Here is an 8953-nt window from a genome sequence, read left to right as displayed (position 1 = left end):
AAGCTTCTAGACTTAATCTGCGAAATTGCCTATCGCGAGGGTGACTTTGTGTTGACCTCAGGTCAACGCAGCAGTTATTACATCAATGGCAAGCAAATTACTCTACACCCTCAGGGGATGGTAATGGTAGGGCGGTTACTGTTTGACCAGTTGCCAGCAGAAACGCGGGCTGTGGCTGGGTTGACCCTAGGGGCTGATCCGATCGTCACTGCTGTTAGTATGGCGGCTGCCTATGCCAATCAGCAAAATTCCTATGGTGACTTTAGTCAACACGGCATTGCAGCCCTGATTATTCGTAAAGAAGCTAAAGGTCACGGCACCCAAGCCCAGATCGAAGGGCCAACCTTACCCCCCGCAAGTTCCGTTGTGGTGCTAGAAGATGTGGTCACTACAGGCCAGTCTGCCATGAAAGCAGTGCATTGCCTAAGGAACGCAGGGTATGTTGTGAATCATGTGATGGCGCTAGTCGATCGTCTCCAAGGTGGCGCTGAACTCTATCGATCCCAAGGCCTAAATTTCCAAGCTCTATTTCCCATTACAGCGATTCAAACCCGCTGGGCTGAGCGTCGCCGTTAAACACCTCTGTTATTAATTACAACACTAAGCTACTCTTGCATCTACAGGTTGGATCAACAGCGGCGAGAACCCATGCTTACGAGATATTTCACCAATTTGCTCCATCTTTTCCACAGTGATTTGGTTACGCCCCCAGGAGAAGTTGGTGTACCACTTCTCAAACTCTAGCAGCATCGACTCGGCAAAGCAGGCAAACAGTTGGCGAGCAGGCACATCCATATTCACAATGGTCATGATGCGCCAATCAATGTCTAGGGAGTGCTCCACAATGCCACCGTTGAGGACATAGATTCCAGGGCGCTGGATCTTAGTCACCATATTTTTGGGGTAGCCGCCATCAATTAACAGACATGGTTGCTTCAACACGTTTGGGTCTATCTCCATGCCCTTGGGCATACTAGCAATCCACACCACAATGTCTGCCATAGGGAGCGCTTCATCTAGGCTCAAAATTTTGCCCCGCCCCAACTCATCTTGCAAGTTTTGAAGTCGTTCTTGGTTACGAGCTACTAACAGCAGTTCTTGAACATCAGTGTTGGTATTTAACCACCGACAGACAGCACTGCCAATGTCTCCTGTTGCTCCACAAATTGCTACGGTTGCTTTTGATAGGTTAATCCCCACCCGTGGAGCCGATTGCCAAATTTGTTGGCAGATAATGTAAGCAGTATGGGTATTACCTGTTGTGAACCGCTCAAATTCCAGTGTCACATTACGGACATGATGAACCTTTTGCAGATCAAAGTTTTCAAAGATGATAGATGAAAACCCACCTAGTGCTGTGATGTCGATGCCATGCTTTTGAGCGTGAGCCATGGCATTCACAATTTTGCGAATGGCCGCCTTGATGCGGTTACTAGCTAACATCTCTGGCAAGAAGCATGACTCTACATACTTGCCGTAAATAGTCTGACCAGTAATGCTGGTAACTGTAATGTCATCAACGATCTGTGGAGGGGCGCTACACCAAAAATCAAGACCTTGGTCAGCGTATTCTGGGTAGCCTAAGTCTCTAGCAACCGCCTGGGCATGTTGCAGGCTGGTTAAATGGCCAATTAAACCGAACATGGATAGTTTCCCGTGGAATCAGACAGCAGATAGACCATGGGCAGACATCCTCATGATGTCGCGGGTTTGAAACCCAATATCACCCAGCGCCTCACCGTACTGAATCATGAAGTCTTCCACTAATGCATCCTTCTCCATGCCCAAAACGCTAGCATCGTCAGCAACTTGGTCAAGCATTTTCCAAACCAGAGGAAGATTTTGACGGTTTGCGGCTTCAAGCTCCGCTTTAGACTCGGCAAAGTGTTCTTTAAGCCACTGTTGTCCAAAATTTAAGTGAGTGTACTCGTCTTTGACGACGCCCTCAGTAATTTTGCGAGCAAACGGATCGGCAACTGGGATATAGATATTGTAGGCTGCGATCGCAAAGCACTCGATGATTAGTGACTGAATCAGCAAGCAGGTCACAATGTTGCCTTCATTAGCTGCCCTTTGAAAGTTGCCACGCAGGCCAGAGAAGAATTCCTTCGCAAATGCCATATCTGGCGTAACTTGTAGATTACGCCCACAAGCTTCAAATCCCTTCTTGTGACGGCTTTCCATCTTAGCGAGGCTAAGGAGTTGCTCCTTGCTATCAGGCATTAATTCTGCCAGCCGCATATAGTTGTCGTTCGCCTCTTGTTCACCTTCAATGACGATCGCATTAATCCGGCTGTAAGCATCTTTGTAGGCTTCGCTGTGAAAGTCGATTTCCAAGCTAGCTGCAAGCTGAGGCATAGATCTGATAACTCCTAATCACAAAAAGGGTTCACCAAGAGGGTTCACCTAGGCAACGGTTGCACTAGTCGTAGCCTTCGTCAATCCTATAGGAATGAATGTTAAACCACATTACAATTTACCCTTACTTTAAGCATTTTTAACATCTGCCCTGATAAGAATCGTTGATGATGCATCTATGGAGTTATGAGTAAACAGCATGGCAGTGTTGGGAGAGGCTGCCATGGTCGAGGCTTGAGGTTGGCTAGTCTCTAACGAAGGGCTAGTCCTGGCCAAGTCACGATCGGATCCGTAGACTTGACAATGTGCATCCCTGCTTGGGCGAACCGTTGAAATGCTGCATTGGCCTGCTCAGTAAAGTCCACAACCCCAGGGACAACCACAGGCGAGGTGCAATCATCTAGCAGATAAACCTTCTGAGCAAGGGCTGGATCCTTTGTCAAAATTTCCGTTAACAGATCATCGATTGTCCAGGCAACGCAGTGACTCTTTGCTTGTCCAGCAATGATCACAGCATCAAAGTCTAACAATTTTTGAATGAACCGAGTATTTTTCTGGGCAATAGGGCGGCCATCAGCACCATCCAATACCTCTGGGCGAAGCACTGAGTAATTTTCCGTCAGTGGGTTGCCCCCTTTGATTTCAAAGCCCGTTTGGCTATGGCGGGCTATGCAGTGGAAAAACATTGCCTCTTCTACAGCAGAGACAAGCGCATGACCAATTCCCCCCAACATAGAGTGGTAAGGCCAGATTGTGAGGGGATATTTGCCCTCATTACTAAGGGTTTGGGCATAATGCTGGGCATGGGCCTGCAATCCTAGATAGTTCCCCTTTGCCAAGCTATAGGCAATACCAGGATTGACTTTCCACACGCCTTTTTGCACATCATCGAGGGTAATCATGGTCATGGGTGCAGGGTGTTCGCCAGCATCGTTGACCCAAAACATGGGATGAAAAATTTGCATGGCGGTGTGGGTGTCCATAGTTGGGGCAATTTCGGTCAGCAGGCCCAGATTCCGGTAAATGAACTCACAAAGGCGGATGTTGTCTTCCACGGCACCCATCCCAGAGCTGCCACCCACAAATAACTCATAACCAGGGATGCAGAAAGTGTTTTGCACGTCGATCGCCATTAAGCAAATGCGAGTTTTGTCCTTAGCAGCCGGTTGCAAATTCCAACGCTTTGCCCAAGCCTCGGCATCGGCAGCTCGCTCTTGGTAAGGAACACGCCAGACTTCGCTGACTCGCTTGGGGTCAAAATGGGATGGCAAGGGCAGCTCAGTTGTAGTTAGTGTGGTCATAGTCGTGATGTCCTAGGGTAGTTTAGTGTAATTTTAACACTAAGTCAGGATGATCGGCAATACCTCTACCTGGGATGATTCAGTCATGGAATGACAATGAATTTGGTATCCTAAAGGTCAATGTCCTGCACGGCAAGGAGTCTTATGCTCGACCCTACATCATCTCAGCCACCAACCTCGTCTGACCGCACAGCTACAGCGCGACAATTGTTAGGGATGAAGGGAGCTAAGGCGGGAGAGAGTTCCATCTGGAAGATTCGCCTGCAATTGATGAAGCCCATCACCTGGATTCCCTTAATGTGGGGTGTTGTCTGTGGAGCTGCTTCAGGCGGTGGTTATGTTTGGAAGATAGAACATGTGCTAGTAGCGGCTGCTTGCATGTTCTTGTCAGGGCCGTTGATGGCGGGCTATACCCAAACGCTGAATGATTTCTACGATCGAGAAATCGATGCCATTAATGAACCCTACCGCCCTATTCCTTCCGGAGCTATTTCCGTGCCTCAGGTGGTGACTCAGATTGTTGTGTTGCTGGTGGCAGGAATTGCACTGGCCTATGGCTTGGATGTCTGGGCAGGCCATACCTACCCAACAATCACCACAATATCGGTCATTGGAGCATTCTTGGCCTATATCTACTCAGCACCGCCCTTGAAGCTAAAGCAAAATGGCTGGTTAGGCAACTATGCCTTGGGAGCTAGCTACATTACCCTGCCATGGTGCACAGGTCATGCTCTGTTTGGTGAGCTAAATGCGACGATCGTGATTTTTACCTTGTTTTACAGCCTGGCTGGGTTGGGTATTGCCATTGTCAACGATTTCAAGAGCGTTGAGGGCGATCGCCAACTGGGGCTAAAGTCTCTGCCTGTTATGTTTGGTGTTACAACAGCAGCCTGGATTTGTGTGTTGATGATTGATGTTTTTCAGGTTGGCGTGGCAGCTTACTTGGTTAGCCTACGCCAGAACCTCTATGCGACGATTTTGCTGCTACTGGTGATTCCCCAGATTACCTTTCAAGACATGTACTTTCTCCGGAATCCCCTAGAGAATGATGTGAAGTACCAAGCAAGTGCCCAGCCGTTTTTGGTGCTAGGCATGTTGGTGACAGCGTTAGCGATCGGTCATGCTGGTGTGTCATAAGTTGCCTGCTAAGGTGTTGGCTCGGCATCGTGGTTGGGATATGAGGCATTAAATTTGGTATGCTGATGATCTGACTTTTTAGACAATTTGTAACAACCGTTACACTGGTAACGGTTTGCTTGTCATACCGATAAATGTGCAGCCTGATCCCAGGTAATCTGGATAGGGATAATCCAAGCTAGTTTGGATAGCGAAGTGAGGGTGAGTAGTGGTCAAGTCAAACAAAAATGTTTCAGCCAGTCAACAGGATGATTACGACTCCGATCGCTTGCCGTTTGGGAACAGTGCTTACCAATCTCATCCCCATCCCCTCGATGAAAACGCTAATTACTTAGACTCTTTCCCTAAGCGTCACCGACCGCCATCCGTCTATCCGCCCGTTAGGACTTCGGCCTTCCCTCAACAGATTTTCCATAGGGTTTCTGAAACCGTCATTACGGGTGCTCGCTCCTTAGGGCAAAACGTTGCTAAGGTAATGCGACAGCCGTTAACCAGTATCTTCTACCTGCGAGTTTTGTTTTGGAGCAGTTTGATGATAGCGGGTGCTGGTGCTGTTGCTGTCTATGATGGTTGGCAACGGCTAGAAGCAGCCTTACCAGATACAACAACTGTGCTGCTTTACAAGCGGGATGGCACTATTACAGTCAAGGCTAGTGATGGTACTATTTTGCAGCAGTTGGGGCCTGCAACCCACGAGGAACTGAAGATTTGGGCTACTCCTCAGCAGTTAATTAATGCCTTTGTTGCTTCAGAAGATCGGCGCTTCTATGACCATGACGGTGTGGATTACCAAGGGGTGATGCGAGCCATCGTCACCAACATTCAAGCTGGAGAAGTACGGGAAGGTGGCAGCACCATTACCCAGCAGCTAGCACGCATGGTGTTCTTGAATCAAGAGCGCAGCATTGGACGCAAGCTGAGGGAGGCGATGCTTGCCAAGAAAATTGAACAAGATCTAGCCAAAGACCAGATCATGGAACGTTATCTGAATCTGGTTTATCTTGGCTCTGGGGCCTATGGTGTTGCCGATGCTGCTTGGGTTTATTTCGGCAAATCTGTAGATCAGCTCACACTACCAGAGATGGCGATGATTGCTGGGCTGGCACCAGCTCCTAGTGATTACTCGCCACTAGTCAATCCCGAAGCAGCTCTAGAACGCCGCAACATCGTGCTGGATTTGATGGAGCAAGAAGGGTTTATCACGACAACTGAGGCAGAAGCAGCCAAGGCTACGCCCTTAGGACTGAACCCCAAGCTCCCGAAGCGTCTGATTGTGAACTATCCCTATTTCACAACCTACGTTCAGCAGGAACTACCTCGATATATCTCCGCAGAAGCGATCGAAGCCGGTGGCCTAACGGTGGAAACTACCGTGGATTTAAAGTGGCAGGCGTTGGGCGAAAAAGTTGTGCGAGATGCCATTAATTTGGATGGGCCTGGGCAGGGATTCAGTCAGGCAGCATTAGTGGCGATCGACCCCCAAACGGGTGAGATCAAGGCACTTGTTGGTGGTGGAGATTTTAAGAAAAGTCAGTTTAACCGTGCTAGCCAAGCACAACGTCAGCCTGGTTCTACCTTTAAGACCTTTGTCTATGCCACGGCGATCGAAGCGGGCTTTTCTCCCTACGACACTTACTTGGATGCCCCCTACAAGATTGATGGCTATGAACCGCTGAACGCCAATCGCAAACATGCAGGCTGGATTTCAATCAAAGATGCTCTCGCTAACTCAGTCAACGTTGTCGCTGTAAAGGTACTGGTTGAGTTAGGGTTCGATACCGTCATTGAGGTTGCTCGTCGGATGGGGATTGACTCTAAGTTGGTGCCTGCCTATTCCCTAGCCTTGGGTAGCTCAGAAACCAATCTGTTGGAGATTACTAGTGCCTATGGCACGTTAGCGGCTGAGGGACGACATGTCAAAGTCCACGGTGTTAGGCGGATTATTGATCGCAATGGCAAGATACTGTTTGATGCTGCTTCTCTTAAGCCAGTGCAAGCTATTGATAAAGGGACAGCCGCTATTGTGACGTGGATGTTGCAGAGTGTTGTGACAGGTGGCACTGGTTACCTAGCACAGTTGAACGATCGCCCCGTTGCTGGCAAAACTGGCACCAGTGAGAATGCCAGAGACCTGTGGTTCATTGGCTACATTCCCCAGTTAGTGACTGGTATCTGGCTAGGCAATGATGACAACACCCCAACTTGGGGCGCTAGTGCAACGGCGGCTTTTGTATGGCGGCAGTTTATGCAAGAAGTGACTAAGGGCATGAGTGTGCAGCCATTTCCCAAATTGCCGGATATTGCAAACTGGAAGGCTAAAATCAAGCCAAAGCCTATTCGTAATGTCCGAGTAACTAGTGCTGACGCAAAGCCCTCAGGATGGAACGACCCCAGTAAGCGTCAAGTGCCTGCTGTGCCTACGGCTTCTCCTAGTGTTGATGTCAACAAAGCCCCAGATGGCTCTAGTGATGTGCCGGGTAGTGCTTCTCCATCTCCGCAGAATGTCCAACCCAGTACACCTGATGTGCCGCCTCCTGCTGAGGATCCGATCGTCCCGTCTAATTCTGGCAATCCTGTCACTTCGCCGCCACCGCCTAGTGCAGCCCCCTCTATACCTGATGCAAGCGCATTCCCATCGCCAACCGAACTACAAAATTGATTACAGGACGGCTACCTATGGTCGTGTCAACTACCGTATAGCTTGAAGTTGCCTAATCATTCGAGCAAGGCGATTTTGAGCAATTGGGAGGCGTGCAATGATGTTAGGCGGCGGTTCATCGGGGATTGCAGAAGTCGTTACTGTGCCAGTGAAGGAGTCAATGCGGCTCATGGTCGTGCGCAAGCGATCAGAGAGGAAATAGGCCATTGCTCTGTAGAAACGCAGCCCAAATCCCTCATCAGCAGAAATTTTCTTGGTCAACAAATCTTTGGGAATGGCGAGGAGCAACGACGGAACCACAGCCGTCACCGTTGCTGAAGGTGGCCGACTGTCGATAAATGAAATCTCCCCAATCACCTCGCCGCTAGTTAACCGTGTGACTTCGCGTTTACCACTAGGCCCCTCTAGCCATACACTTAGCATGCCAGTGAGAAGAATATAGAGTGCATCAGCGTGAACACCCTGTTCCACTAACACCTCGGCTTCATTAAGCTGTAGTCGCCGCCCTGAATACATTAACCACTGAATATCAGCATCTGTCATCTCACAAAGAAAAAACAGCGACTTTTGCATAATCCCCCCTGTTTGGTGTAGTCGAAGTGATGCAGGTGTGCAGACTGCGGTCTAGTGAAGACTTATCCGCCTTACTCTTATACTCCGTCTAGCAGATTTACTATCTCCTTAACCGGATAGTTGTTAACAGGCTTAATACTAGCGCTACCGCCATAGTTTACGTAAGCCGTACTGGGCTTGAGGTGTGCTAATTGCGTAGAGGGTTTATCCACTGAAATCGTTAAATAGTAGCACGTTAGAGAACGTACTCGATGTGTGCTACGCTAGCGGCAATTTTCTGTTGCAGTGGATTTCCATTGCGCCTTGTCTCAAATGGATGGAAGGAGTGGTGAGTATGGCAGCGTTGAAAGTAGGATTACTATTCGGGGGACGATCGGGTGAGCATGAGGTTTCTATTCGCTCGGCGCAGGCTATTGCTCGTGCCCTCACCATAGGTCAAAATGTGGACAACTATGATGTAATTCCCTTCTACATCCATAAAGATGGTCGCTGGCAAGCAGGTGACACAGCACAGCAGGTATTGGCATCAGGTAGTCCCCTCCCGCCCTCAACTGATGCTTCACCAACCCTTTGGCAGCTACCTGCGATCGCAGCCGAAGTACAAGTTTGGTTTCCAGTCCTCCATGGCCCTAATGGAGAAGATGGCACCATTCAGGGCCTGTTGACCTTAATGCAAGTGCCGTTTGTTGGCTCTGGAGTACTAGGCTCTGCTGTAGGTATGGACAAAATTGCTATGAAAACTGTGTTTGCCCAAGCGGGCTTACCACAGGTTGCCTATCGTGCTGTTACTCGCAATCAGATTCGTTCAGATGCTCACAGCTTTGCCCAAATCTGCAATGAATTAGAACTGGCTTTAGGTTCTCCCTGTTTTGTGAAACCTGCCAACTTGGGGTCATCCGTGGGGATCGCTAAAGTGCGAAACCGC

Annotated in this window: 8 protein-coding genes; 4 read left to right on the top strand and 4 right to left on the bottom strand. The window is 49.1% G+C overall.

What is annotated here, in order from left to right:
* A partial coding sequence (gene pyrE, locus NZ772_08580) for an orotate phosphoribosyltransferase (GenBank protein ID MCS6813609.1) occupies positions 1-576 on the top strand: 576 nt, incomplete at its 5' end.
* A 24-nt stretch (positions 577-600) separates the two neighbouring features.
* On the opposite strand, the gene NZ772_08575 is transcribed toward pyrE, so the two are convergent.
* The 3 genes from NZ772_08575 to NZ772_08565 all read right to left on the bottom strand — a co-directional run bounded on the left by NZ772_08575 (position 601) and on the right by NZ772_08565 (position 3659).
* The gene (locus NZ772_08575; protein MCS6813608.1) at positions 601-1644 is read right to left on the bottom strand and encodes a long-chain acyl-[acyl-carrier-protein] reductase; all 1044 of its coding nucleotides are present in this window, start codon (positions 1642-1644) and stop codon (positions 601-603) included.
* A gap of 18 nt (positions 1645-1662) precedes the next feature.
* Positions 1663-2358, bottom strand: coding sequence for an aldehyde oxygenase (deformylating) (locus tag NZ772_08570; protein ID MCS6813607.1), 696 nt, complete (start codon positions 2356-2358; stop codon positions 1663-1665).
* A gap of 251 nt (positions 2359-2609) precedes the next feature.
* Positions 2610-3659 carry an isochorismatase gene (locus NZ772_08565; GenBank protein MCS6813606.1) on the bottom strand — a complete coding sequence of 350 codons (1050 nt, stop codon included), beginning with the start codon at positions 3657-3659 and terminating at the stop codon, positions 2610-2612.
* 144 nt (positions 3660-3803) lie between these two features.
* Between NZ772_08565 and chlG the strand changes: the two genes are divergently transcribed.
* Positions 3804-4796, top strand: coding sequence for a chlorophyll synthase ChlG (gene chlG, locus NZ772_08560; protein ID MCS6813605.1), 993 nt, complete (start codon positions 3804-3806; stop codon positions 4794-4796).
* 532 nt (positions 4797-5328) lie between these two features.
* Complete coding sequence (locus NZ772_08555) at positions 5329-7455, top strand: PBP1A family penicillin-binding protein (GenBank protein ID MCS6813604.1); 2127 nt, start codon at positions 5329-5331, stop codon at positions 7453-7455.
* Between the two features lie 30 nt (positions 7456-7485).
* On the opposite strand, the gene NZ772_08550 is transcribed toward NZ772_08555, so the two are convergent.
* Positions 7486-8028, bottom strand: a complete 543-nt coding sequence (locus tag NZ772_08550; protein MCS6813603.1) for a cyclic nucleotide-binding domain-containing protein — start codon at positions 8026-8028, stop codon at positions 7486-7488.
* A 334-nt stretch (positions 8029-8362) separates the two neighbouring features.
* On the opposite strand from NZ772_08550, the gene NZ772_08545 reads away from it, so the two are divergent.
* On the top strand, positions 8363-8953 hold a 591-nt coding region (locus NZ772_08545; protein ID MCS6813602.1), incomplete at its 3' end, for a D-alanine--D-alanine ligase.

The organism is Cyanobacteriota bacterium (assembly GCA_025054735.1).
In the GTDB taxonomy this organism is placed as follows: domain Bacteria; phylum Cyanobacteriota; class Cyanobacteriia; order SKYG9; family SKYG9; genus SKYG9.
Note: the sequence above shows the minus strand (reverse complement) of the source record. Positions and strands in the feature narration are given on the sequence as shown.

Coding starts and splice junctions, on each gene's coding strand:
- NZ772_08555 (MCS6813604.1), top strand. CDS start 5,329: ATGATAGCGGGTGCTGGTGCTGTTGCTGTCTATGATGGTTGGCAACGG.
- NZ772_08575 (MCS6813608.1), bottom strand. CDS start 1,644: ATGTTCGGTTTAATTGGCCATTTAACCAGCCTGCAACATGCCCAGGCG.
- NZ772_08565 (MCS6813606.1), bottom strand. CDS start 3,659: ATGACCACACTAACTACAACTGAGCTGCCCTTGCCATCCCATTTTGAC.
- NZ772_08550 (MCS6813603.1), bottom strand. CDS start 8,028: ATGCAAAAGTCGCTGTTTTTTCTTTGTGAGATGACAGATGCTGATATT.
- chlG (MCS6813605.1), top strand. CDS start 3,804: ATGCTCGACCCTACATCATCTCAGCCACCAACCTCGTCTGACCGCACA.
- NZ772_08570 (MCS6813607.1), bottom strand. CDS start 2,358: ATGCCTCAGCTTGCAGCTAGCTTGGAAATCGACTTTCACAGCGAAGCC.